Origin of the sequence: Pseudomonas oligotrophica, assembly GCF_021726475.1 — a bacterium.
Taxonomy (GTDB): domain Bacteria; phylum Pseudomonadota; class Gammaproteobacteria; order Pseudomonadales; family Pseudomonadaceae; genus Stutzerimonas; species Stutzerimonas oligotrophica.
In genome coordinates, this window is the sequence record NZ_JAKJRU010000002.1 from 579,238 (window position 1) to 603,057 (window position 23,820).

The 23,820-nt window shown below is 64.5% G+C and carries 21 protein-coding genes and 2 tRNA genes; 19 read left to right on the plus strand and 4 right to left on the minus strand.

Going from position 1 to position 23,820, the window contains the following annotated elements; genetic code table 11:
- Positions 1-20 precede the first annotated feature (20 nt).
- From carB to L3N39_RS06650, 3 genes are read left to right on the plus strand one after another with little or no spacing between them, the layout of a single operon-like run.
- Positions 21-3,242: a carbamoyl-phosphate synthase large subunit gene (carB, locus tag L3N39_RS06640; protein WP_237256482.1), complete on the plus strand. Its 3,222-nt coding sequence runs from the start codon at positions 21-23 to the stop codon at positions 3,240-3,242.
- Entirely contained in the window at positions 3,239-3,715 is a 477-nt protein-coding gene (gene greA, locus L3N39_RS06645; protein ID WP_237256483.1) for a transcription elongation factor GreA, read from the plus strand. Before carB ends, greA begins: the two co-directional genes overlap by 4 nt.
- 19 nt (positions 3,716-3,734) lie before the next feature.
- Positions 3,735-4,118 (plus strand): DUF4149 domain-containing protein, encoded by a 384-nt coding sequence (locus L3N39_RS06650; RefSeq protein WP_237256484.1) that lies wholly within the window; start codon positions 3,735-3,737, stop codon positions 4,116-4,118.
- A 5-nt stretch (positions 4,119-4,123) separates the two neighbouring features.
- On the opposite strand, the gene L3N39_RS06655 is transcribed toward L3N39_RS06650, so the two are convergent.
- Positions 4,124-4,435, minus strand: a complete 312-nt coding sequence (locus tag L3N39_RS06655) for a YhbY family RNA-binding protein (RefSeq protein ID WP_237256485.1) — start codon at positions 4,433-4,435, stop codon at positions 4,124-4,126.
- A gap of 79 nt (positions 4,436-4,514) precedes the next feature.
- Between L3N39_RS06655 and rlmE the strand changes: the two genes are divergently transcribed.
- The 16 genes from rlmE (at position 4,515) to L3N39_RS06735 (ending at position 20,263) form a co-directional block, all read left to right on the plus strand.
- On the plus strand, positions 4,515-5,144 hold the full coding sequence (gene rlmE / locus L3N39_RS06660; protein WP_237256486.1) for a 23S rRNA (uridine(2552)-2'-O)-methyltransferase RlmE: 630 nt from the start codon (positions 4,515-4,517) through the stop codon (positions 5,142-5,144).
- A 138-nt stretch (positions 5,145-5,282) separates the two neighbouring features.
- The gene (gene ftsH, locus L3N39_RS06665; RefSeq protein ID WP_237256487.1) at positions 5,283-7,193 is read left to right on the plus strand and encodes an ATP-dependent zinc metalloprotease FtsH; all 1,911 of its coding nucleotides are present in this window, start codon (positions 5,283-5,285) and stop codon (positions 7,191-7,193) included.
- A gap of 15 nt (positions 7,194-7,208) precedes the next feature.
- Positions 7,209-8,060, plus strand: coding sequence for a dihydropteroate synthase (folP, locus tag L3N39_RS06670; protein ID WP_237256488.1), 852 nt, complete (start codon positions 7,209-7,211; stop codon positions 8,058-8,060).
- 11 nt (positions 8,061-8,071) lie between these two features.
- Positions 8,072-9,412: a phosphoglucosamine mutase gene (gene glmM / locus L3N39_RS06675; RefSeq protein WP_237256489.1), complete on the plus strand. Its 1,341-nt coding sequence runs from the start codon at positions 8,072-8,074 to the stop codon at positions 9,410-9,412.
- Between the two features lie 64 nt (positions 9,413-9,476).
- Positions 9,477-10,232: a triose-phosphate isomerase gene (gene tpiA, locus L3N39_RS06680; protein ID WP_237256490.1), complete on the plus strand. Its 756-nt coding sequence runs from the start codon at positions 9,477-9,479 to the stop codon at positions 10,230-10,232.
- A gap of 4 nt (positions 10,233-10,236) precedes the next feature.
- Positions 10,237-10,605, plus strand: coding sequence for a preprotein translocase subunit SecG (gene secG, locus L3N39_RS06685; protein ID WP_237256491.1), 369 nt, complete (start codon positions 10,237-10,239; stop codon positions 10,603-10,605).
- Between the two features lie 7 nt (positions 10,606-10,612).
- Positions 10,613-10,698: transfer RNA gene (locus L3N39_RS06690), tRNA-Leu, on the plus strand.
- A gap of 90 nt (positions 10,699-10,788) precedes the next feature.
- Positions 10,789-10,865, plus strand: a tRNA-Met gene (locus L3N39_RS06695).
- A gap of 129 nt (positions 10,866-10,994) precedes the next feature.
- A complete protein-coding gene (gene rimP, locus L3N39_RS06700; protein ID WP_237256492.1) occupies positions 10,995-11,453 on the plus strand; it encodes a ribosome maturation factor RimP in 459 nt (152 codons plus the stop codon).
- 46 nt (positions 11,454-11,499) lie between these two features.
- Positions 11,500-12,981 carry a transcription termination factor NusA gene (gene nusA, locus L3N39_RS06705; protein WP_237256493.1) on the plus strand — a complete coding sequence of 494 codons (1,482 nt, stop codon included), beginning with the start codon at positions 11,500-11,502 and terminating at the stop codon, positions 12,979-12,981.
- A 29-nt stretch (positions 12,982-13,010) separates the two neighbouring features.
- Positions 13,011-15,518, plus strand: a complete 2,508-nt coding sequence (infB, locus tag L3N39_RS06710; RefSeq protein WP_237256494.1) for a translation initiation factor IF-2 — start codon at positions 13,011-13,013, stop codon at positions 15,516-15,518.
- Positions 15,519-15,644: 126 nt separating this feature from the next.
- Entirely contained in the window at positions 15,645-16,034 is a 390-nt protein-coding gene (gene rbfA, locus L3N39_RS06715; RefSeq protein WP_237256495.1) for a 30S ribosome-binding factor RbfA, read from the plus strand.
- Positions 16,035-16,036: 2 nt separating this feature from the next.
- Positions 16,037-16,954: a tRNA pseudouridine(55) synthase TruB gene (truB, locus tag L3N39_RS06720; protein WP_237256496.1), complete on the plus strand. Its 918-nt coding sequence runs from the start codon at positions 16,037-16,039 to the stop codon at positions 16,952-16,954.
- A 112-nt stretch (positions 16,955-17,066) separates the two neighbouring features.
- Positions 17,067-17,336 carry a 30S ribosomal protein S15 gene (rpsO, locus tag L3N39_RS06725; RefSeq protein ID WP_237256497.1) on the plus strand — a complete coding sequence of 90 codons (270 nt, stop codon included), beginning with the start codon at positions 17,067-17,069 and terminating at the stop codon, positions 17,334-17,336.
- 170 nt (positions 17,337-17,506) lie between these two features.
- Positions 17,507-19,615 (plus strand): polyribonucleotide nucleotidyltransferase, encoded by a 2,109-nt coding sequence (pnp, locus tag L3N39_RS06730; protein ID WP_237256498.1) that lies wholly within the window; start codon positions 17,507-17,509, stop codon positions 19,613-19,615.
- Positions 19,616-19,873: 258 nt separating this feature from the next.
- On the plus strand, positions 19,874-20,263 hold the full coding sequence (locus tag L3N39_RS06735) for a BON domain-containing protein (RefSeq protein ID WP_237256499.1): 390 nt from the start codon (positions 19,874-19,876) through the stop codon (positions 20,261-20,263).
- Positions 20,264-20,311: 48 nt separating this feature from the next.
- On the opposite strand, the gene L3N39_RS06740 is transcribed toward L3N39_RS06735, so the two are convergent.
- Genes L3N39_RS06740 through L3N39_RS06750 form a run of 3 tightly spaced genes read right to left on the minus strand, consistent with a single transcriptional unit; the run spans position 20,312 to position 23,785 of the window.
- Complete coding sequence (locus tag L3N39_RS06740; protein ID WP_237256500.1) at positions 20,312-20,614, minus strand: DUF2845 domain-containing protein; 303 nt, start codon at positions 20,612-20,614, stop codon at positions 20,312-20,314.
- Positions 20,615-20,621: 7 nt separating this feature from the next.
- On the minus strand, positions 20,622-20,918 hold the full coding sequence (locus L3N39_RS06745; protein ID WP_237256501.1) for a DUF2845 domain-containing protein: 297 nt from the start codon (positions 20,916-20,918) through the stop codon (positions 20,622-20,624).
- The gene (locus tag L3N39_RS06750) at positions 20,918-23,785 is read right to left on the minus strand and encodes a DUF748 domain-containing protein (protein WP_237256502.1); all 2,868 of its coding nucleotides are present in this window, start codon (positions 23,783-23,785) and stop codon (positions 20,918-20,920) included. The genes L3N39_RS06745 and L3N39_RS06750 overlap by 1 nt, the downstream gene beginning before the upstream one ends.
- Positions 23,786-23,820: the final 35 nt, after the last annotated feature.

Below are 23,820 nucleotides of genomic sequence, written 5' to 3' on the forward strand. Positions count from 1 at the left end.
AAGGATTCGAGAGTAAGAAAATGCCAAAACGTACAGATATCAAAAGCATCCTCATCCTCGGCGCCGGCCCCATCGTCATCGGCCAGGCCTGCGAGTTCGACTATTCCGGTGCCCAGGCATGCAAGGCGCTGAAAGAGGAAGGCTTCCGCGTCATCCTGGTCAACTCCAACCCGGCGACCATCATGACCGACCCGGCCATGGCCGACGCCACCTACATCGAGCCGATCAAGTGGGCCACGGTGGCCAAGATCATCGAGAAGGAGCGCCCTGACGCGCTGCTGCCGACCATGGGCGGGCAGACCGCGCTGAACTGCGCCCTGGACCTCGAGCGCCACGGCGTGCTGGAGAAGTTCGGCGTCGAGATGATCGGTGCCAACGCCGACACCATCGACAAGGCCGAGGATCGCTCGCGCTTCGACAAGGCAATGAAGAACATCGGCCTGGCCTGCCCGCGCTCCGGTATCGCCCACAACATGGACGAAGCCTACGGCGTGCTCGAGCAGGTCGGCTTTCCCTGCATCATCCGTCCGTCCTTCACCATGGGCGGCACCGGCGGCGGCATTGCCTACAACCGCGAGGAATTCGAGGAGATCTGTGCCCGCGGCCTAGACCTCTCGCCGACCAACGAGCTGTTGATCGACGAGTCGCTGATCGGCTGGAAGGAATACGAGATGGAGGTGGTCCGCGACAAGAAGGACAACTGCATCATCGTCTGCTCCATCGAGAACTTCGACCCGATGGGCGTGCACACCGGCGACTCGATCACCGTCGCCCCGGCGCAGACCCTCACCGACAAGGAATACCAGATCATGCGCAACGCCTCGCTGGCGGTGCTGCGTGAGATCGGCGTGGAAACCGGTGGCTCCAACGTGCAGTTCGGTATCTGCCCGGATACCGGTCGCATGGTCGTGATCGAGATGAACCCGCGTGTGTCGCGTTCCTCGGCGCTGGCCTCCAAGGCCACCGGTTTCCCGATTGCCAAGATCGCCGCCAAGCTGGCCGTTGGCTACACCCTCGACGAGTTGTCCAACGACATCACCGGCGGCCGTACCCCGGCATCGTTCGAGCCGTCCATCGACTACGTGGTGACCAAGGTTCCGCGCTTCGCCTTCGAGAAATTCCCCAAGGCCGACGCCCGCCTGACCACCCAGATGAAGTCGGTCGGCGAGGTCATGGCCATCGGCCGCACCTTCCAGGAGTCGATGCAGAAGGCCCTGCGCGGCCTGGAGGTCGGTGCCACCGGCTTCGACCCGAAGCTGAACCTGGAAGACAGCGAGGCCGAGAGCACGCTCAAGCGCGAACTGACCGTGCCCGGTGCCGACCGCATCTGGTTCGTCGCCGATGCCTTCCGCGCCGGCAAGAGCGTCGAGGACGTGTTCGCCCTGACCAAGATCGACCCCTGGTTCCTCGTGCAGATCGAGGATCTGGTCAAGGAGGAGGAGCAGGTCAAGACCCTCGGCCTGTCCGCCATCGACCGTGACCTGATGTACAAGCTCAAGCGCAAGGGCTTCTCCGACGCGCGCCTGGCCAAGCTGCTCGGCGTGACCGAGAAGAACCTGCGCAGCCATCGCCACAAGCTCAAGGTGCTGCCGGTCTACAAGCGCGTCGACACCTGCGCCGCCGAGTTCGCCACGGACACCGCCTACATGTACTCGACCTACGAGGAAGAATGCGAGGCCAATCCGTCCGGTCGCGACAAGATCATGATCCTCGGCGGCGGGCCGAATCGCATCGGCCAGGGTATCGAGTTCGACTACTGCTGCGTGCATGCCGCGTTGGCCATGCGTGAAGACGGCTACGAGACCATCATGGTCAACTGCAACCCGGAGACCGTCTCCACCGACTACGACACCTCCGACCGCCTGTACTTCGAGCCGGTGACCCTGGAAGACGTGCTGGAGATCGTTCGCGTCGAGCAGCCCAAGGGTGTGATCGTGCAGTACGGCGGGCAGACCCCGCTGAAGATCTGCCGGGCGCTGGAAGAGGCCGGGGTGCCGATCATCGGCACCAGCCCGGACGCCATCGACCGCGCCGAAGATCGCGAGCGCTTCCAGCAGATGGTCCAGCGCCTGGGCCTGCGCCAGCCGCAGAACGCCACTGCGCGCAGCGAGGAAGAGGCCATCGCCGCGTCCAAGGCCATCGGCTATCCGCTGGTGGTGCGTCCGTCCTACGTGCTGGGCGGCCGCGCGATGGAGATCGTCTACGAGGAAGAAGAGCTCAAGCGCTACATGCGCGAGGCGGTGCAGGTCTCCAACGACAGCCCGGTACTGCTGGACCACTTCCTCAACTGCGCCATCGAAGTGGACGTCGACGCCGTCTGCGACGGCGAGGCCGTGGTGATCGGCGGCATCATGCAGCACATCGAGCAGGCCGGCGTGCACTCCGGTGACTCGGCCTGCTCGCTGCCGGCCTACTCGCTGCCGCAGCACATACAGGACGAGATCCGCGAGCAGGTGCGCAAGATGGCCCTGGAGCTCGACGTGGTGGGTCTGATGAACGTGCAGATGGCCGTGCAGGGCGAGGACATCTACGTGCTGGAAGTGAACCCGCGCGCCTCGCGGACCGTGCCGTTCGTCTCCAAGTGCATCGGCGAATCGCTGGCCAAGGTCGCCGCGCGCGTCATGGCGGGCAAGAGCCTGGCCGAGGTCGGCTTCACCGGCGAGATCATCCCGGCCTATTTCAGCGTCAAGGAAGCGGTGTTCCCGTTCGCCAAGTTCCCGGGCGTCGACACCATCCTCGGCCCGGAAATGAAGTCCACCGGCGAGGTGATGGGTGTCGGCGACAGCTTCGCCGAAGCCTTCGCCAAGGCCCAGCTGGGTGCCAGCGAGATCCTGCCGACCTCCGGCTGCGCCTTCCTCAGCGTGCGCGAAGACGACAAGCCCTACGTCGAGCAGGTCGCTCGTGACCTGGTTGGCCTCGGCTTCGAGGTGGTGGCCACCGCCGGCACCGCGCGTATCATCGAGGCCGCCGGGCTGCCGGTACGTCGGGTGAACAAGGTGACCGAGGGTCGTCCGCACGTGGTCGACATGATCAAGAATGACGAGGTCACCCTGATCATCAACACCACCGAGGGCCGGCAGTCGATCGCCGACTCCTATTCCATCCGCCGCAATGCCCTGCAGCACAAGATCTGCATCACCACCACCATTGCCGGTGGCCAGGCGATCTGTGAGGCGCTCAAGTTCGGTCCCGAGAAGACCGTGCGCCGTCTGCAGGATCTCCATGCAGGAATCAGCGCATGACGAAATTCCCGATGACCGTCCAGGGCGCGCGCGCCCTGGAAGAGGAGCTCAAGCACCTCAAGAGCGTTCTGCGTCCGCAGATCACTCAGGCGATCGCCGAGGCACGCGAACTCGGCGATCTCAAGGAGAATGCCGAGTACCATGCCGCGCGCGAGCAGCAGGGCATGGTCGAGGCGCGCATCCGCGACATCGAGGGGCGTCTGCAGAACGCCCAGGTCATCGACGTGGCGAGCATCCCGCATACCGGCAAGGTGATCTTCGGCACCACGGTCGATATTGCCAACGTCGACACCGACGAGCAGGTGACCTACCAGATCGTCGGTGACGACGAGGCGGACATCAAGCGGGGCAAGCTGTCGGTGAGCTCACCGATCGCCCGCGCCCTGGTCGGCAAGCAGGAAGGCGACGTGGTGAGCGTGAAGACGCCCAGCGGCGTGGTCGAGTACGAGATTGTCGAGGTTCGCCATATCTGAGTCGTTGCGCGCCAGCGGGATGAGCTGGCAGCTGGCCCAGACGTTCTGGGTCGGCGGGCTCTGGATGCTGCACTTCGTCCTGCTGCCGGCACTGGAGCGGATGGGCTGGGCGCCATTGCTGGTCGAGGATGTGACCCAAGTGCTGCGTCCGCTGCTGGTGGGCTTCGCGGCCTTCTGCATTGCGCTGCAGCTGCTGGTGCTCATGCAGGCCGTGGGCGTCGGCCGCTGCGCTCGCGACTTTCGCGGGCAGCTGCTGTTGATGGCGCTGGTTGCGGCTGGCTGCTTCTTCGGACTACGCGGCTTGCTGCCGCAATCGCCTGCGTTCTGGCCTGTGTTCGCCTATCTGGCGATGGCCGTGCTGGGCGTGGTGCTGGTGTTGCAGCCCACGCCGCGCACTGACTGACGGGCTCAGGCCTGGTAGCGGTGCAGGTTCGACAGCTGCTTGTTGGGCTTGGGGTTGCGGCGGTAGACCAGCGCCATCTTGCCGATGCTCTGTACCAGCTCGCAGCCGGCCGCCTGGCAGAGTTCGTCCATCAGGGCGCGACGGTCGTCGCGCTCGGCGAGGCGGAACTGTATCTTGATCAGCTCGTGATCGTTCAGTGCGCGCTCGAGCTCCGCCAGGACCCCTTCGCTCAGGCCGTTTTCCGCTACGATCAGCACAGGCTTCAGTTGGTGGCCGATGGCCTTGTACTGCTTTTTCTGCTCGTTGGTGAGCGGCATATCACGACCCTTGCGTCAGAATTTGAAACGGCGGCTAGTGTACCCGAGAGGTCCGCAGCCGCACAGATGAGGTAACAGCTTGGCACGCTCCAAGACGAGCCCGCGCTGGCTCAAAGAACATTTCGACGATCCCTACGTGAAAATGGCGCAGAAGGACGGCTATCGCTCCCGTGCCAGTTACAAGCTGCTGGAAATCCAGGAGAAGGACCGCATCCTGCGTCCCGGCATGACCGTGGTCGACCTGGGCGCCGCCCCCGGTGGCTGGTCGCAGGTCACCAGCCGGGTCATCGGCGACAAGGGCCGACTGATCGCCTCGGACATCCTGCCGATGGACGCCATCGCCGACGTCACCTTTATCCAGGGCGATTTCACCGAGGACGAGGTTTTCGCGCAAATCCTCGAGGCCATCGGCGACAATCCGGTCGACCTTGTGATTTCCGACATGGCGCCCAATATGAGTGGAGTGCGGGCTGCCGACCAGCCGCGGGCGATGTTCCTCTGCGAGCTGGCGCTGGACCTGGCGACCCGGGTGTTGCGTCCGGGCGGGGACTTCCTGATTAAGATCTTCCAGGGTGAGGGCTTCGATGCCTACCTCAAGGAGGTCCGGCAGAACTTCGACAAGGTACAGATGCGCAAGCCGTTGTCGTCCAGGGACCGCTCGCGTGAGCAGTACCTGCTGGCGCGGGGTTTCCACGGCGTGGGCGAGTGATCGGCCGCGCTTCATACCGGGTTACAGACGGAATGCCAGTTTCGTCACGTTGTGTAGTAAGTTAGACGGGCAAGGCTTCCGGCCGCCATGCGGGCGTGCGCTGCAGGTCCGCTCCAGAGGGTAGTTACTTTGAACGACATGGCAAAAAACCTGATTCTGTGGCTGATCATCGCCGCCGTTCTGGTCACGGTGATGAACAATTTCTCCACTCCGAACGAGCCGCAGACACTCAACTACTCGGACTTCATCGAACAGGTCAAGGAAGGGCGCGTCGAGCGCGTCACGGTCGACGGCTTCGTGATCATCGGCAAGCGTAACGACGGCGAAACGTTCAAGACCGTGCGCCCGGCGATCCAGGATAACGGCCTGATCGGCGACCTGATCAACAACAACGTGGTCATCGAGGGCAAGCAGCCCGAGCAGCAGAGCATCTGGACCCAGTTGCTGGTGGCGAGCTTCCCGATTCTGGTGATCATTGCCGTATTCATGTTCTTCATGCGCCAGATGCAGGGCGGTGCAGGTGGCAAGGGCGGGCCGATGAGCTTCGGCAAGTCCAAGGCGCGGCTGCTCTCCGAAGACCAGGTCAAGACAACCTTTGCTGACGTCGCCGGCTGCGACGAGGCCAAGGAAGAGGTGCACGAGCTGGTCGAGTTCCTCCGTGATCCCGGCAAGTTCCAGCGACTGGGCGGCCGCATCCCGCGTGGCGTGCTGATGGTCGGCCCGCCCGGTACCGGCAAGACGCTGCTGGCCAAGGCCATCGCCGGCGAAGCCAAGGTGCCATTCTTCACCATTTCCGGTTCGGACTTCGTCGAGATGTTCGTCGGTGTCGGCGCCAGCCGCGTGCGTGACATGTTCGAACAGGCCAAGAAGCATGCCCCCTGCATTATCTTCATCGACGAGATCGATGCCGTCGGCCGCCATCGCGGCGCCGGCCTGGGTGGTGGTCACGATGAGCGCGAGCAGACCCTCAACCAGTTGCTGGTGGAGATGGATGGCTTCGAGATGAACGACGGCATCATCGTCATCGCCGCCACCAACCGTCCGGATGTGCTGGACCCGGCGCTGCTGCGCCCGGGTCGCTTCGACCGCCAGGTGGTGGTCGGCCTGCCGGACATTCGCGGTCGCGAGCAGATCCTCAAGGTACACATGCGCAAGGTGCCGGTGGGCGACAACGTCGATCCGGCAGTCATCGCGCGGGGCACGCCGGGCTTCTCCGGTGCTGACCTGGCCAATCTGGTCAACGAGGCCTCGCTGTTTGCCGCCCGCGCCAACAAACGCCTGGTCGAGATGCGCGAGTTCGAGTTGGCCAAGGACAAGATCATGATGGGCGCCGAGCGCAAGTCGATGGTCATGTCGGAAAAGGAAAAGCTCAACACCGCCTACCACGAGGCCGGTCACGCCATCGTCGGTCGGGTCGTGCCGGAGCACGATCCGGTCTACAAGGTCTCCATCATTCCGCGCGGCCGTGCCTTGGGCGTGACCATGTTCCTGCCCGAGGAGGACCGCTACAGCCTCTCCAAGCGGGCGCTGGTCAGCCAGATCTGTTCGCTGTTCGGCGGCCGGATCGCCGAGGAGATGACCCTGGGTTTCGAGGGCGTGACGACCGGGGCCTCGAACGACATCATGCGCGCGACCCAGTTGGCGCGGAACATGGTGACCAAGTGGGGGCTCTCCGAGAAGCTGGGGCCGCTGATGTATGCCGAGGAAGAGGGCGAGGTCTTCCTGGGGCGCAGCGCCGGCAGCCAGCATGCCAACGTCTCCGGCGAGACGGCCAAGCTGATCGACCAGGAGGTGCGTGCCATCATCGATCACTGCTATGGCACGGCCAAGCAGATCCTCTCGGACAACCGCGACAAGCTCGACATGATGGCCGAAGCCCTGATGAAGTATGAAACCATCGATGCCGAGCAGATCGACGACATCATGGCCGGACGCGAGCCGCGCGAGCCCCGGGACTGGCAAGGTGGCTCGGGTGCTTCCGGCAAGCCGGCGCAGTCCGAGGGCGGCAGGCCCGAGACGCCGATCGGAGGTCCGGCGGGCGAACACTGATCCAGAGAACCCTCAATGACCGATGTCCTGTACCCGACCCGGCTGCCCTGTGGCAGCCGGGTTCTTGATTTGGCCCGTCCGCATGTGATGGGCATCCTCAATGTCACCCCCGATTCGTTTTCCGATGGCGGCCGCTATGCCGGCCACGATGCCGCGTTGCGCCATGCTGCCGCGATGGTCGCCGCGGGGGCCACGCTCATCGATGTCGGCGGCGAGTCGACGCGCCCCGGTGCGCGCCTGGTCTCGCCAACCGAGGAGCTCGAGCGCGTCGCGCCGATCGTCGAGGCGATCGCCCGCGAACTCGACGTGGTCATCTCGGTGGATACCTCGACGCCTGCGGTAATGCGCGAAGTCGCCCGGCTGGGTGCCGGATTGATCAACGACGTCCGCTCGCTGCAGCGTGACGGCGCGCTGGACGCGGCGGCTGCGACCGGATTGCCGGTCTGCCTGATGCACATGCGCGGCGAGCCGCAAAACATGCAGGACAACCCGCACTATGCCGACGTCACCCTCGAGGTCGAGGCGTTCCTGGCCGCTCGCATGGAGGCCTGCGTGGCGGCGGGTATCGAACGCGAGCGCATCGTGCTCGATCCCGGGTTCGGTTTCGCCAAGAGCCTGGAGCACAATCTGGTGCTGTTTAAACACATGGAGAGCCTGGCACGACTCGGGCGCCCGCTGCTGGTCGGCGTGTCGCGCAAGAGCATGATCGGCAAGGTGCTCGGGCGCGAAGTCGGCGAGCGTCTCTACGGCAGTCTGGCCCTTGCTGCGCTTGCCGTGGTCAAGGGGGCCTGTATCGTGCGGGTTCACGACGTGGCAGAGACGGCCGACGTCGTCAGAATGATTACCGCCGTGCAACAGGCGGACTAGGGAAGCGATAGATGAGCAGAAAATACTTTGGCACCGACGGCATTCGCGGCCATGTCGGGCAATATCCCATCACCCCGGACTTCATGCTCAAGCTGGGCTGGGCGGCCGGCATGGCGTTCCGCAAGCAGGGCAAGTGCCGCATCCTTGTCGGCAAGGACACGCGCATTTCCGGCTACATGTTCGAGTCGGCGCTGCAGGCGGGACTGTCGGCCGCTGGGGCTGACGTGTTGTTGCTCGGGCCGATGCCGACGCCGGCGGTGGCCTACCTGACGCGCACCTTCCATGCCGAGGCGGGCATCGTCATCAGTGCCTCGCACAATCCCCACCATGACAACGGCATCAAGTTTTTCTCCGGGCGCGGCACCAAACTGCCCGACGAGGTCGAGCTGATGATCGAGGAGTTGCTCGACGCACCCATGTCGGTGGTCGAGTCGGCCCAGCTGGGCAAGGCGTCGCGGATCAATGATGCGGCGGGGCGCTATATCGAGTTCTGCAAGAGCAGTGTGCCTACCAGTACGGATTTCTCCGGGCTGAAGCTGGTCGTCGACTGCGCCCATGGCGCGACCTACAAGGTTGCGCCGAGCGTCTTCCGCGAGTTGGGTGCCGAGGTCGTGGTGATCGGTGCGCAGCCCGACGGGCTCAACATCAACGCCAATGTCGGTTCCACTCACATCGGCCAGTTGCAGAAGGCGGTGGTGGAGCAGGGTGCCGATCTGGGTATCGCCTTCGACGGTGATGGCGATCGGGTGCTGATGGTCGATCACACGGGGGCGGTGGTCGATGGTGACGAGCTGCTCTACATCATCGCGACGGATCTGCAGGACCGGGAGAAACTGGTCGGCGGCGTGGTCGGAACGCTGATGAGCAACCTCGGTCTCGAGCTGGCGCTCAAGGCGCGAGACATTCCCTTCTCGCGGGCCAAGGTCGGTGACCGCTACGTCATCGCCGAGATGCTCGAGCGAGGCTGGCAACTGGGTGGCGAGAATTCTGGCCATATCGTCTGTTCGCAGCACACCACCACGGGCGACGCCATCATCGCGGCGCTGCAGGTGGTGCTGGCGTTGCGGCGCCGCGGGCAGTCGCTCGCCCAGGAGCGCCTGGCCTGGCACAAGTGCCCGCAGGTGTTGCTGAACGTGCGCCTCTCGGGTGCCGGTGGCGATCCGCTGACTCATCCCGAGGTCCGCTCGGCCTGCGAAGAGGTCGACCAGGCCATGGCGGGGCGCGGGCGGGTCTTGTTGCGCAAGTCCGGCACCGAGCCGCTGGTGCGCGTCATGGTCGAGGGCGACGATGAAGCGCAGGTGCGCCAGCATGCCGAGCGGCTCGCCGGGGTCGTTGCAAAAGTTTGTGCCTGACGGGGTTGTCAGGTGTTCGGGCGTTGAGTAACATCTGCGCCCACTTTGACCGACGAGGTAAAGCATGCGGCGCAAGATGGTTGCTGGTAACTGGAAGATGAACGGTACCCGCGCCAGCGTTGCAGAGCTGATCGAGTCGTTGCGGCAGCAGCAGCTGCCGGGCAGCGTCGAGATGATCGTGTTTCCTTCCGAGTTGCATCTTGGGAGTGTCATCGAAGCGCTGGAGGCAATGCCGGTTGGTGTGGGCGCCCAGGATTGTGCGGTTGAGCGCGGCTTTGGTGCCTTGACAGGCGAATGCTCGGCAACACAGCTGGCTGATGTCGGTGCCGGCTGGGTGCTGGTCGGTCATTCGGAGCGGCGACTGGTTCTTGGCGAAGGCCTTGAAGTGATCAATCGCAAGTTCGCTGCCGCGCAGGCTGAGGGGTTGGTGCCGGTGTTGTGTCTGGGGGAGACCCTGGAGCAGCGCCAGGCCGGATCGACCATGCAGGTGGTAGGTGAGCAGCTGTCCAGTGTGATTGCTGACCGCGGCATTGGCAGCTTCGCCAATGCGGTGATTGCCTACGAGCCGGTCTGGGCCATTGGCAGTGGGTTGACCGCCACGCCGGACCAGGCCCAAGAAGTTCATGCGGCGATCCGCGGGCTGCTTGCCGAGCATGATCCGCAGGTCGCAGCGAGCGCTAGGCTGCTTTATGGCGGCAGCGTGAAAGCGGATAACGCGGCGCAGCTGTTTGCGATGCCGGATATCGATGGGGGGTTGGTGGGTGGCGCCTCCCTGAAAGCGGAAGAGTTCGGTGCGATCTGTCGCGCCGCGGGGAACTGAACAGATGTTGCAGACTGTCGTGATTGTGGTGCATCTGCTGGTTGCCCTGGGGCTTGTAGCGCTGGTTCTCATCCAGCAGGGCAAGGGGGCTGATGCGGGTGCTTCCTTTGGTTCGGGTGCTTCGGCAACGGTATTTGGTAGTCAAGGTAGTACTACCTTTCTTAGTCGGACTACTGCTATACTGGCCGCCATTTTTTTCGTGACTAGCCTGGGTCTGGCATTCTTTGCCAAGCAGCAGGCGAGTGCGCTGACCGACGCAGGCTTGCCTGATCCGGCAGTGCTGGAAGTTCCGGCGAAGGCGCCGAGCACGGGTGATGTACCTGTGCTGGAGAAGCAGGGCGGCGACGTTCCTGCTGCGCAGGAGAAGCCGTAAGGGTTTTGCCGAGGTGGTGGAATTGGTAGACACGCTACCTTGAGGTGGTAGTGGCCATAGGCTGTAGGGGTTCGAGTCCCCTCCTCGGTACCAAACAAGCAGGCCCGCCAAGTGCGGGCTTTCTTGTTTCTGGTCAGGTTGACCTGGCGAGTCAAGTGGTTGTATGATTCGTGCCCAGTTTGGCGCGGGGTGGAGCAGTCTGGTAGCTCGTCGGGCTCATAACCCGAAGGTCGTTGGTTCAAATCCAGCCCCCGCAACCAGTTAGTGAAAAGGCCCCTGTAGAGGGGCTTTTTATTAGCTTCAAGCCAGGCCACCGGCGCTTACAGGTGGCTGTCAGGGATGGGCGTTTCGCCCATTTTTCATTTCTAAAGCATGCGCGAGGGACTTCGATGTCGAGCAAGCTAGAACAGTTGCAGGCCTTGTTGGCCCCGGTTGTCGAGGCGCTGGGCTATCAGTGCTGGGGAATCGAGTTTCTGTCCCAGGGCCGCCATTCGCTGCTGCGGGTGTATATCGATCATCAGGACGGCATCTTCATCGAGGACTGCGAGAAGGTGAGCCGCCAGCTCAGCGGCGTGCTCGACGTCGAAGATCCGATCAGCGTGGATTACACCCTCGAGGTTTCCTCGCCTGGCATGGATCGCCCGCTGTTCACCCTGGAACAATACGCCGCTCATGCCGGCGACCAGGTGAAGATCAAGCTGCGTTCGCCCTTCGAGGGGCGTCGCAATTTCCAGGGCATGCTGCGCGGGGTCGAAGACCAGGACGTGGTCGTGCTTGTGGATAATCATGAGTATTTGCTGCCGGTCGACCTGATCGACAAGGCCAACGTTGTTCCCCGGTTTGATTGAGCGCGGATCCCGCGAACCCAAAGGATTGCGATAGGCGAGGCGTACGATGAGTAAAGAAGTACTGCTAGTAGTGGAGTCGGTATCCAACGAGAAGGGCGTACCGGCCAACCTGATTTTCGAGGCCCTCGAACTGGCCCTGGCAACTGCCACCAAGAAGCGCTACGAGGACGATGTCGATCTGCGGGTGCAGATCAACCGCCAGAACGGCAGCTACGAAACCTTTCGTCGCTGGACGGTAGTGGAGGAGGAGGATTTCGAGGATCCGGCCTACCAGCTGACCTTGGACCTGGCGCAGGCGCGCAAGCCGGACGCCGAGATCGGCGATGTGCTCGAGGAAAAGATCGAGTCCATCGAGTTCGGGCGCATCGCCGCGCAGACCGCCAAGCAGGTCATCGTGCAGAAGGTGCGCGAGGCCGAGCGTGCGCAGGTGGTCGAGGCCTATCGTGATCGCGTCGGCGAGATCATCTCCGGTACCGTCAAGAAGGTCACCCGCGACAGCGTCATCGTCGACCTGGGCAACAATGCCGAGGCGCTGCTGGCCCGCGAGGACATCATCCCGCGCGAGACCTTCCGTGTCGGTGCCCGCATGCGTGCGCTGCTCAAGGAGATCCGTACCGAGAACCGGGGTCCGCAGCTGATCCTCTCGCGTACCGCGCCGCAGATGCTCATCGAGTTGTTCCGTATCGAGGTGCCGGAAATCGCCGAGGGTCTGATCGAGGTGATGGCTGCCTCGCGTGACCCGGGCTCGCGGGCGAAGATCGCGGTACGCTCCAAGGATAAGCGAATCGACCCGCAAGGCGCCTGCATCGGCATGCGCGGTTCGCGGGTCCAGGCCGTCTCCGGCGAGATCGGCGGCGAGCGTGTCGACATCGTCCTGTGGGACGAGAACCCGGCGCAGTTCGTCATCAATGCGATGGCCCCGGCCGAAGTCGCTGCGATCATCGTCGACGAAGACGCCCATGCGATGGACATCGCCGTGGCCGAGGACAACCTGGCCCAGGCCATCGGCCGTGGCGGCCAGAACGTTCGCCTGGCCAGCCAGCTGACCGGCTGGACGCTGAACGTGATGACCGAGGCCGACATCCAGGCCAAGCAGCAGGAAGAAACCGGCGACATCCTGCGCAGCTTCGTCGATGAACTGGACGTCGACGAGGAGTTGGCTCAGGTACTGGTCGAGGAAGGCTTCAGCACCCTGGAAGAGATCGCCTACGTTCCGATGGAGGAAATGCTGGGCATCGAAGGGTTCGATGAAGACATCGTCAACGAGCTGCGCACCCGCGCCAAGGATCGCCTGCTGACCAAGGCCATCGCGACCGAGGAAAAGCTGGCCGACGCCCAGCCGGCGGAGGATCTGCTCGCGCTGGAAGGCATGGACAAGGAGCTGGCGGTCGAGCTGGCAGTCCGTGGCGTCGTTACCCGTGAAGACCTGGCTGAGCAGTCGATCGATGACCTGCTCGAGATAGACGGCATCGATGAAGAGCGTGCCGGCAAGCTGATCATGGCCGCCCGAGCCCATTGGTTCGAGTAAGTAATTAAGCGGCCTGAGGAGAGAAATGCATGACGCAAGTCACGGTGAAAGAACTGGCCCAGGTGGTCGATACACCGGTCGAGCGCCTGCTTCAGCAGATGCGTGAGGCAGGACTGTCGCACACCAGCGCCGAGCAAGTAGTGACCGACAACGAGAAGCAGGCCCTGCTGGCTCATCTGAAGAGCAGCCACGGAGCCAAGGTGGACGAGCCGCGCAAGATCACCTTGCAGCGCAAGACCACCACCAAGCTGAAGGTGGGTGGCAGCAAGACCATCAGCGTCGAAGTGCGCAAGAAGAAGACCTTCGTCAAGCGCAGCGCCGACGAGATCGAGGCCGAGCAGCAGCGCGAACTCGAGCAGCAGCGGGCGGCCGAGGAGGCCGCGCGTGCCAAGGCCGAGGACGAGGCTCGCCAGCGCGCCGAGGAAGAGGCACGCCGCAAGGCCGAGGAGCAGGCGCGTGCCGAGGTCGAGACTCGCGCTTCGCAAGCCGTGCAGGCGCCTGCTCCGGCAGCCGCTGCGCCCGAATCTGCCGCGCCGGCCGCTGCCACCGACGAGCGCAAGCGCGAAGAGGCACGCCGTCCCGAGAAGGCACGCAGCGATGATGACGACCGTCGTGATCGCAAGCATGCCCAGCATCGCCCGTCGCTCAAGTCCAAGGCGCCGCTGACGCGCACCGTACGCAGCGGCGAGGATGACAGCGATGGCTTCCGTCGTGGCGGCCGTGGGGGCAAGTCGAAGCTGAAGAAGCGCAACCAGCATGGTTTCCAGAGCCCGACCGGACCGGTGGTCCGCGAGGTTTCGATTGGCGAAGCCATCACGGTTTCCGAGCTGGCGCAGCAGATGTCGGTCAAGGCCGCCGAAGTCATCAAGTTCATGTTCAAGATGGGCTCGCCTGCCACCATCAACCAGGTGCTGGATCAGGAAACTGCCCAGTTGGTTGCCGAAGAGCTGGGCCACAAGGTCAAGCTGGTCAGCGACAACGCGCTGGAAGATTCCCTGGCCGAGTCGCTGAAGTTCGAAGGCGAGGCCGTCTCGCGTGCGCCGGTGGTGACCGTGATGGGTCACGTCGACCACGGTAAGACCTCCCTGCTCGACTACATTCGTCGCGCCAAGGTGGCCTCCGGCGAAGCTGGTGGCATCACCCAGCACATCGGTGCCTACCACGTGGAAACCGACCGCGGCATGGTCACCTTCCTCGATACCCCCGGTCACGCCGCATTCACCCAGATGCGTGCCCGTGGCGCCAAGGCCACCGATATCGTCATCCTTGTGGTGGCAGCGGACGATGGCGTGATGCCGCAGACCCAGGAAGCCGTGCAGCACGCGAAAGCGGCTGGCGTGCCGATCGTGGTCGCGGTGAACAAGATGGACAAGCCGGAAGCCAACCCGGACAACATCAAGAACGGCCTGGCCGCGCTGGATGTGATTCCGGAAGAGTGGGGCGGTGACGCGCCGTTCGTCCCGGTTTCGGCCAAGGCGGGTACCGGTATCGACGAGTTGCTCGAGGCGGTGCTGCTGCAGGCCGAGCTGCTCGAACTGACCGCAACGCCGACCGCGCCCGGTCGTGGCGTGGTGGTCGAATCCCGCCTGGACAAGGGCCGTGGCCCGGTCGCCACGGTGCTGGTGCAGGACGGTACGCTGCGTCAGGGCGACATGGTTCTGGTCGGCGTCAACTACGGTCGCGTCCGTGCCATGCTCGACGAGAACGGCAAGCCGATCAAGGAAGCCGGTCCGTCGATTCCGGTCGAGATTCTCGGCCTGGACGGCACCCCGGAAGCCGGTGACGAGATGATGGTCGTGGCCGACGAGAAGAAGGCCCGCGAAGTCGCTCTGTTCCGCCAGGGCAAGTTCCGCGAGGTCAAGCTGGCTCGTGCCCACGCCGGCAAGCTGGAAAACATCTTCGAGAGCATGGGCCAGGAAGAGAAGAAGACCCTCAACATCGTCCTCAAGGCCGATGTGCGTGGTTCTCTGGAAGCCCTGCAAGGCTCGCTCAGCACCCTGGGCAACGACGAAGTACAGGTGCGTGTGGTCGGTGGCGGCGTCGGTGGCATCACCGAGTCCGATGCCAACCTGGCGCTGGCTTCCAATGCCGTGCTGTTCGGCTTCAACGTCCGTGCCGACGCCGGTGCGCGCAAGATCGTCGAGTCCGAAGGCCTCGACATGCGCTACTACAACGTCATCTACGACATCATCGAAGACGTCAAGAAAGCGCTCACCGGTATGCTGGGCAGCGACGTTCGCGAGAACATCCTGGGTATCGCCGAGGTCCGAGAGGTGTTCCGTTCGCCGAAGTTCGGCGCGGTGGCGGGCTGCATGGTCATCGAGGGCAACGTCTATCGCAATCGCCCGATCCGCGTGCTGCGCGACGACGTGGTGATCTTCGAAGGCGAACTCGAGTCGCTGCGTCGCTTCAAGGACGACGTTGCCGAGGTCCGTGCCGGCATGGAATGCGGTATCGGCGTGAAGAGCTACAACGACGTGAAGGCTGGCGACAAGATCGAAGTGTTCGAGAAGGTCGAAGTCGCGCGTTCGCTCTGACGGGCAGTTGCAAGTCTCAAGCGGCAAGCTTCAGGAGGTGGCCTGGCCCACCGATTGGGCTTGCCGTTTGGCTTTTGGGTATTTTTCAGCTTCAAGCGCAGCGCTTGGAGCTCGAGGCAGCTTGTTATGGCCAAAGACTACAGCCGGACCCAGCGTATCGGCGACCAGATGCAGCGCGAACTGGCGCTGCTGATCCAGCGCGAGATCAAGGATCCGCGCCTCGGCCTGGTGACCATCACCGGCGTCGATGTGACGCGCGACCTGTCCCACGCCAAGGTGTACATCACCGTGATGGGCAAGGACGACGACGAGCAGGCGATCGCCACCCACCTGCAGATCCTCGGCGAGGCGTCCGGCTTCCTGCGGGCGCAGCTGGGCAAGGCGATGAAGGTGCGCACCATCCCGCAGCTGCATTTCCTCTACGATGCGAGCATTCGCCGCGGCGTCGAGCTGTCGTCGCTGATCGAGCGCGCAGTGGCCGAGGACCGCAAGCACGGCGAAGGCCGCGAGGAGTAAGCGTGGCCCAGGTCAAACGCATCCGCCGTTCGGTGAGCGGCATCATCCTGCTCGACAAGCCCCGCGGTTTCACCTCCAACGCTGCGCTGCAGAAGGTGCGCTGGCTGCTCAATGCCGAGAAGGCCGGGCACACCGGCAGCCTCGATCCGCTGGCGACCGGCGTGTTGCCGCTGTGCTTCGGCGAGGCGACCAAGTTCTCGCAGTACCTGCTCGACGCCGACAAGGCCTACGAGACGGTGATGCAGCTGGGCGTCACCACCAGCACCGCCGATGCCGAGGGCGAGGTGCTCGAACGCCGCCCGGTGGCCGTGACCGCCGAGCAGATCGAGGCAGCCTTGCCGCAGTTTCGCGGCGCCATCCAGCAGGTGCCGCCGATGCACTCGGCGCTCAAGCGCGACGGGCAGCCGCTGTACAAGCTGGCGCGTGCCGGAGAAGTAGTGGAGCGCGAGCCGCGTTCTGTTACCATTACGCGCCTCGAATTGCTCGAGCTGGCCGGCGATCGCGCCAGGCTCGCGGTTTCCTGCAGCAAGGGCACCTATATCCGCACGCTGGTCGAGGACCTCGGTCGTGTGCTGGGCTGCGGTGCCCACGTCGCGGAATTGCGGCGTACCCAGGCCGGGCCCTTCGAACTGGCGGAGACGGTAAGTCTCGAGATGCTGGAGAAGGCGCACGCCGAGGGTGGCAACGAGGCGTTGGATCGCTTCCTCAAGCCGGCCGATTACGGCCTGCAGGACTGGCCGCTGGTGAGCTTTTCCGAGCACAGCGCCTACTACTGGCTGCACGGGCAACCGGTGCGCGCACCCGAGGCGCCGAATGCCGGCATGGTCCGGGTGCAGGACCACAACGGGCGCTTCATCGGTATCGGTGAAGTGGCCGACGACGGGCGCATCGCGCCGCGTCGACTGATTCGGTCGGAATGACCGGTGCGCCCCCGGATCCGGGGGCGTGGGAGGGTGGCTGTCAGCAGGCACGGTCATGCCTCTTTTACTCACACGGGATGAACTCCCGGCCTGTTCACTCAAGGAGCCCATCATGGCACTGAGCGTTGAAGAAAAAGCCCAGATCGTTAACGAGTACAAGCAAGCTGAAGGCGATACCGGTTCTCCGGAAGTGCAGGTTGCCCTGCTGACCGCCAACATCAACAAGCTGCAGGACCACTTCAAGGCCAACGGCAAGGACCACCACTCGCGTCGTGGCCTGATCCGCATGGTCAACCAGCGCCGCAAGCTGCTGGATTACCTGAAGGGCAAGGACACCACTCGTTACAGCAGCCTGATCGGCCGCCTGGGTCTGCGTCGCTAAGACGCAACCGAGCTGGAAGCCAGAAGCTGGAAGCTCGAAGTTGAAAGCCAGGGTGCAACCCGGCTTCCGGCTTCGGGCTTCCAGCTTTTAGCTATCCATGGGGAATGGATCGGGTCCGACTCCCGCCATTCCGCAGATTTCCCAAAGGCAACAAAGAGAAGGAAAACACCGTGAATCCGGTAATCAAGAAATTTCAGTTCGGTCAGTCGACCGTAACCCTGGAGACTGGCCGCATCGCCCGCCAGGCGACCGGTGCCGTGCTGGTCTCGGTCGATGACGACGTCAGCGTGCTGGTCACCGTGGTCGGCGCCAAGAGCGCCGACCCGAGCAAGGGCTTCTTCCCGCTCTCGGTGCACTACCAGGAGAAGACCTACGCGGCCGGCAAGATCCCCGGCGGCTTCTTCAAGCGTGAAGGGCGCCCTTCGGAAAAGGAAACCCTGACCTCGCGCCTGATCGATCGCCCGATCCGCCCACTGTTCCCCGAAGGCTTCATGAATGAAGTCCAGGTCGTCTGCACCGTCGTCTCGACCAGCAAGAAGACCGATCCGGACATCGCCTCGATGATCGGCACCTCCGCTGCCCTGGCGATCTCCGGGATTCCCTTCGACGGCCCCATCGGCGCCGCCCGCGTGGCGTTCCACGAGAGCACCGGCTATCTGCTGAACCCGACCTACGAGCAGCTCAAGGCCTCCAGCCTCGACATGGTCGTGGCCGGTACCGAAGACGCCGTGCTGATGGTCGAGTCCGAGGCCCAGGAGCTGACCGAGGACCAGATGCTCGGCGCCGTGCTGTTCGCCCACCAGGAGTTCCAGGCCGTCATCCAGGCCGTCAAGGAATTCGCCGCCGAGGCCGGCAAGCCGAAGTGGGAGTGGAGCGCACCGGTGGAGAACACCGCGCTGCTGTCGGCGATCAAGGCCGAGTTCGGCGCCGCGATCTCCGAGGCTTACACCATCACCATCAAGCAGCAGCGCTACGGCCGTCTGGACGAGCTGCGCAACCAGGTGATCGCCCGCTTCGCCAGCGAGGAAGAAGGCCAGCCGGGCGTCGGCGAGGTCAAGGAGGCCTTCGGCCTGCTGGAATACCGCACCGTGCGCGAGAACATCGTCAACGGCAAGCCGCGCATCGACGGCCGCGACACCCGTACCGTGCGCCCGCTGAAGGTCGAGGTCGGCGTACTGCCCAAGACCCACGGCTCGGCCCTGTTCACCCGCGGCGAAACCCAGGCCCTGGTCGTCGCGACCCTGGGCACCGCGCGCGATGCGCAGCTGCTGGACACGCTGGAAGGCGAGAAGAAGGACGCCTTCATGCTGCACTACAACTTCCCGCCGTTCTCGGTCGGTGAGTGTGGCCGCATGGGCAGCGCTGGCCGTCGCGAGATTGGCCACGGCCGCCTGGCCCGTCGTGGCGTCGCTGCCATGCTGCCGTCGGCCGACCAGTTCCCCTACACCATCCGCGTGGTGTCGGAGATCACCGAATCCAACGGTTCGTCCTCCATGGCCTCGGTCTGCGGTGCCTCGCTGGCGCTGATGGATGCCGGTGTGCCGATGAAGGCACCGGTCGCCGGTATCGCCATGGGCCTGGTCAAGGAAGGCGAGAAGTTCGCCGTACTGACCGACATCCTCGGTGACGAGGACCACCTGGGCGACATGGACTTCAAGGTCGCCGGTACCGCCAACGGCGTGACCGCGCTGCAGATGGACATCAAGATCCAGGGCATCACCGAAGAGATCATGGAAATCGCCCTGGGCCAGGCCCTGGAAGCGCGCCTGAACATCCTCGGTCAGATGAACCAGGTCATCGCCCAGTCGCGCAGCGAACTGTCGGCCAACGCGCCGACCATGCTGGCGATGAAGATCGACCAGGACAAGATCCGCGACGTGATCGGCAAGGGCGGCGCCACCATCCGCGCCATCTGCGAGGAGACCAAGGCTTCGATCGACATCGAGGACGACGGCTCGATCAAGATCTTCGGCGAGACCAAGGAAGCGGCCGAGGCGGCCAAGCAGCGCGTGCTGGGCATCACTGCCGAGGCCGAGGTCGGCAAGATCTACGTCGGCCGCGTCGAGCGCATCGTCGACTTCGGTGCCTTCGTCAACATCCTGCCGGGCAAGGATGGCCTGGTGCACATCTCGCAGATCAGCGACCAGCGCATCGAGAAGGTCACCGACGTGCTCAAGGAAGGCGAGGAAGTGAAGGTACTGGTACTGGACGTGGATAACCGCGGCCGTATCAAGCTCTCCATCAAGGATGTCGCCGCGGCGGAAGCCTCCGGCGTCTGATGCGACAGCTGTGTTGAAGAAAGGGCCTGCGGGCCCTTTTTTCATGCCTGGTCGTTGCCGTGTCGCTTGCAGATTGCACGCCCGTTGCGGCCGCTGATTGCACTCTGCAAGCTACCGCTAGCTGCGGTATTTTTTTAACTATTTGATTTATAAGGATTATATTTTTTTAGGAAACCTGTCGTATGGCTTGCGACTCTGATTAAGAGTACCGAGGCCGGAGCACAAGTCTCGGAAACCACGAGAACAGGAGTGACAGCTATGAAAATCCAGACTCTTACTGCCGCCGCCGTTACCGCCGCTCTGAGCCTGTCGGGTGCCAGTCTGGCACTGGCCGACAGCACGCCTGCAATCGACAACAGCCAGGCGACGATGCTGGCCGCCACCGATGCATCCCGCGAGGCAGGCCAGGCAGTGGATAACGCCGGCGATGCCGTCTCCGATGGCTGGATCACCACCAAGGTGAAGTCGGTGCTGCTGGTGGAAGATGCTACCCCGGGCATGCAGATCGAAGTGGAAACCAAGGATGGCGTGGTTTCGTTGTCCGGAACCGTGGCCAACGAAGCCGAGAAGGAAGCGGCGATCAGCAAGGCCAAGGGCGTCAAGGGCGTCCGCGAGGTGGCTGCCGACGGCCTGAAGGCTGCCGAATAAACGCCTCCCGCTCGTACGAACCCCATCCTCGGATGGGGTTTTTTGCGCTCAGCGGCCGCGTTGGCTGTCGATCGCGCGCAGGCGATTGCCCTCGAAGCGCAGGTAGTGGTACATGCCATGGTTCGGTCCGTAGACCCATTCCTCCACCGCGACCTCGTGGCGAAAACCGTAGTCGTCGACGATCTCCCGGTAGCCGACTGTCGTGCGCTGCCGCGGCTCGCCGCATTTGTCCACCACCTCCATGCTGGGTGCATCGAGGCTGACCAGACGGCTGCCGCAACGGTAGGTCGAGCTGGCCTCGGCGGCGCCGCCGAGGAGCAGGCCCAGCAGCAGCCATGGCATTCGGTTCATGGGGTCCTCATCGAGCGCGGCGGGTTTCCACGCGCACCAGCCGGTTGGCTTCGAAGGTCAGGATGCTGAGCATGCCATTGCTCGGTCCGTACACCCATTCCTCGATGAGGAATTCGCGGCGCTGCCCCGGCCCCAGCGTATAGCCCAGCGGTTCGCGCTGCGCTGGCGCGCCGCATTTGCGTTCGACCTCGAAGGTGCGCTCGCCGCTGCTGACCAACTGGCTGCCACAGCGGAAGGTATCGGCGCTGGCTAGCAGCGGGCTCATGGCGAGCGGCAGCAGCAGCGCCCAGGCGGATGCATTCATCAGTCGCTTCCCAGGTGCAGTGCGGTGCCGATCCTGCCGTCGGCTTGCGCCTCGGTGGTACTGGTGTCGAGCAGGTAGACACGTTGCGGGTCCAGCCCAAGGTCAGCCAGGCGATCCTTGATCGCGGCAGCGCGTTCGCGGGCGAGGTTGCGAAGCAGCACGGAGCTCGATGCCCAGGACTCGATCACCGCCTCGCGCAACTTCTGTGCGCGAGGCTCCTCGTCCAGCTCGCGCCACTCGGCAGGCGGCTGCTGCCCGAGCCGGCTGCGGTAGATGCCTTCGAGCAGGGCGGGCTTGTCCTCGTCGGCGACCACCAGTTGCTCCGGCGCGCTCGGTACCTTCTCGCCGCGCCGTTGCAGCAGACGATACAAGGTGCGCTGGTACTCGCGCTCCAGGCGCTGCTCGGCCAGCTGGCGGCCCTCGACCGCCGCGCTGCGGCCCTCGACTTCCAGGCGCAGCTGCGGACGCTGTTCCAAGGCCTTGGCCAGTGTTTCCAGCGCCGCCTGCGCCGGGGCGTCGAGCGTGCTGCTGGCCGGCGCGAAGGTGATCTGGCTGAGGTCGGCCTGCGCGCCGTCGACCAGCCCGGCGAGAAACTTGAAGGGCGCCTGGGCGGCGCGCAGCACCAGGTTGCGCAGGGTCTGCCAGACGATGGGCATCACGCTGAACTGTGGGTCGTTGAGGTTGCCCTGCACTGGCAGCTCGATGTCGATGGTGCCGTGGGTGTCCTTCAGCAGCGCCACGGCGAGGCGGACCGGCAGGTCCACCGCATCGGGGCTGTCGACCTTCTCGCCCAGCTGCAGTTGCTGGATCACCACCTTGTTCTGCGCGTTGAGCTGGCCGTTCTCGATGCGGTAGTGCAGGTCCAGGTCCAGGCGGCCCTTGTGGATGCGGTAGCCGGCGAACTTGCTCGAATAGGGCGTCAGGGTGGTCAGCTCGACCTGGCGGAAGCGGGTGGCGATATCCAGGCTCGCCAGGGGATCGAAGGGTGTCAGGCTGCCCTTGATGGTCACCGGCGCGTAGCGGTCGACCTTGCCCTGGATATCCACGGGAGCGGCTTTCGGCGAGCGGTTGTCCAGTGTGCCGATGCGCCCGTTGAGTTCCTGGATCGCAGTGGCAAACGGCGGTCGCAGGCTGAAGTCGGCGAAGTTGGCCGAACCGTCGACCAGCTCGATCTCGCCGACATGCAGCGCCAGCGGCGTGCTGGCCGGGGCGGTATCGGCGCTGCCCGGGGCAGGGGCCTCGGGCTGTGCGACGAGCAGCTCGTTGATGTTGGTCGTCAGGTCCTGGTTGATGATGAAGCGCGCATAGGGCTGGCGCACGGCGACCTTGTCGATCGACAGCCGCTGGGGCTGGTGGCGGTAGTCGATGCCCTGTAGCGTGAGCCGTTCCCACTTGGCCAGATCGCGCCCCTGCAGCGTGTCGAGGGTGTGCAGCTGGCTGACCTCGGCCTGGCCGCGGGCGGAGAATGCCAGCGGCTCGGTGCCCTGCAGGTCGAGTGCCAGCTCGCTCGACAGCATGCCGCTGCGTAGTTCGAGGTGGACGAAGGGGTTGAGATAGGCCTGCGCCAGGCGCAGGTCGATGTCCTGGGTGATCACTTCGAGCCGGCCGCTGGGCGGACTCAGCTGGAGGTCGCCCTTGGCCTGCAGCCGGCCCTGGCGGCCGACGCCGGTATCAAGGGCGACCTGGAAGGGCTCCTGCCCGAGGCTGTCGAACTGCCGAACCACCAGGTCCAGCGGAGCGATATCGAGGCTCACGTCCTCCTCGGGCTGGCGGTCGTTCAGGTGGACGCGGTAGCCGCGCAGCTGGGCTTCGTCGAGGCTAACGCGCCAGGGCTGCTGCGCCGGTTCCTCGCTGGTGGCCTGGGGTGGCCCGCTGGCGAACAGCTTCTGCCAGTTGAGCGCGCCCTGTGTGTCGCGTTCCACCCAGGTCTCCAGCGCCTGGCTGGCCAGCGTGCCGATGTGCAGGTGCTGCTCGGCCAGATCCAGCGAGCTGTCGGCGATTTCCAGGCGCTCCAGACGCAGCAACGGATTGCCGCTCAGGTCGTCCACCGCCAGCGGCGCCAGGCTGCCGCCGAGCCGGGCAAGGCGCAGCTGCAGCGTTTCGCGCATGTCCAGCCGGTAGTCGGTGCTCAGGTTCAGCGTGCCCTGCTCGAGCGCCAGCGGGGCGGCATCGCGCACGTAGGGCCAGAAATCCTTCAGTGCGATGGCCTCCAGGCTCAGCGTGCCGCTCGATTGCAGCGCAGAAGGGTTCAGCTGGCCTTGCCAGGCGATTCGCCCACCACTGGGCCCGGCCGCAGTGAGGCTGGCGTCGGCAGCGCCATCGCCGCGGGTCAGCAGGTTGTGCAGCTCGAGGTCCAGCGACTGGTAGAGCAGGTCGATCGGTTCGCCCGGGCGGCGGTCGGTGAAACGCAGCTGGCCGTCGACCAGCCGGACGCGATCCAGGCGCAGGGGAAAGGCTTCGCCGGCATCGTCCTCCGGCGCTTGCGGCTCAGGCTGGCGGAACAGCTGGGCCAGGTTGAGGCTGCCGTCCTCGGCGAAGCGCAGCTGTACGCGCGGTGCCTGCAACTGCGCCTCGCTCAGGTGCAGCGTGCGCTGCAGCAGGCTGTCCCAGGCGAGATCCAGGTAGAGGCGGGCGAAGCCCAGCTCCGGTTCCTGCGGCGCACCCACCTGCAGGTCGAAGACCTGCAGCTCGAGGCTGAACGGGTTGAACTCCAGGCGACCGATGCTGGCCGGTACCGTTGCGTAGTGCGCCAGCTGCTGGTTGGCGATCCGCTGCGCTGCGCCGGGCAGGATGAGAAAGCCAAGCAGGCCATAGCAGAGGATGGCCGTACTCGCTCCGATAACCAGGCGCTTCAATCCGTTGGGCATTTACCAGGGTCCTCTGGGTAGGTTGCCTTGGAGTA

What these genes read in the sequence shown, in the direction of transcription:
- carB (WP_237256482.1), top strand. Translation starts at nt 21, where the DNA reads ATGCCAAAACGTACAGATATCAAAAGCATCCTCATCCTCGGCGCCGGC.
- greA (WP_237256483.1), top strand. Translation starts at nt 3,239, where the DNA reads ATGACGAAATTCCCGATGACCGTCCAGGGCGCGCGCGCCCTGGAAGAG.
- L3N39_RS06650 (WP_237256484.1), top strand. Translation starts at nt 3,735, where the DNA reads ATGAGCTGGCAGCTGGCCCAGACGTTCTGGGTCGGCGGGCTCTGGATG.
- L3N39_RS06655 (WP_237256485.1), bottom strand. Translation starts at nt 4,435, where the DNA reads ATGCCGCTCACCAACGAGCAGAAAAAGCAGTACAAGGCCATCGGCCAC.
- ftsH (WP_237256487.1), top strand. Translation starts at nt 5,283, where the DNA reads ATGGCAAAAAACCTGATTCTGTGGCTGATCATCGCCGCCGTTCTGGTC.
- folP (WP_237256488.1), top strand. Translation starts at nt 7,209, where the DNA reads ATGACCGATGTCCTGTACCCGACCCGGCTGCCCTGTGGCAGCCGGGTT.
- glmM (WP_237256489.1), top strand. Translation starts at nt 8,072, where the DNA reads ATGAGCAGAAAATACTTTGGCACCGACGGCATTCGCGGCCATGTCGGG.
- tpiA (WP_237256490.1), top strand. Translation starts at nt 9,477, where the DNA reads ATGCGGCGCAAGATGGTTGCTGGTAACTGGAAGATGAACGGTACCCGC.
- secG (WP_237256491.1), top strand. Translation starts at nt 10,237, where the DNA reads ATGTTGCAGACTGTCGTGATTGTGGTGCATCTGCTGGTTGCCCTGGGG.
- rimP (WP_237256492.1), top strand. Translation starts at nt 10,995, where the DNA reads ATGTCGAGCAAGCTAGAACAGTTGCAGGCCTTGTTGGCCCCGGTTGTC.
- nusA (WP_237256493.1), top strand. Translation starts at nt 11,500, where the DNA reads ATGAGTAAAGAAGTACTGCTAGTAGTGGAGTCGGTATCCAACGAGAAG.
- infB (WP_237256494.1), top strand. Translation starts at nt 13,011, where the DNA reads ATGACGCAAGTCACGGTGAAAGAACTGGCCCAGGTGGTCGATACACCG.
- rbfA (WP_237256495.1), top strand. Translation starts at nt 15,645, where the DNA reads ATGGCCAAAGACTACAGCCGGACCCAGCGTATCGGCGACCAGATGCAG.
- rpsO (WP_237256497.1), top strand. Translation starts at nt 17,067, where the DNA reads ATGGCACTGAGCGTTGAAGAAAAAGCCCAGATCGTTAACGAGTACAAG.
- L3N39_RS06735 (WP_237256499.1), top strand. Translation starts at nt 19,874, where the DNA reads ATGAAAATCCAGACTCTTACTGCCGCCGCCGTTACCGCCGCTCTGAGC.
- L3N39_RS06740 (WP_237256500.1), bottom strand. Translation starts at nt 20,614, where the DNA reads ATGAACCGAATGCCATGGCTGCTGCTGGGCCTGCTCCTCGGCGGCGCC.
- L3N39_RS06745 (WP_237256501.1), bottom strand. Translation starts at nt 20,918, where the DNA reads ATGAATGCATCCGCCTGGGCGCTGCTGCTGCCGCTCGCCATGAGCCCG.
- L3N39_RS06750 (WP_237256502.1), bottom strand. Translation starts at nt 23,785, where the DNA reads ATGCCCAACGGATTGAAGCGCCTGGTTATCGGAGCGAGTACGGCCATC.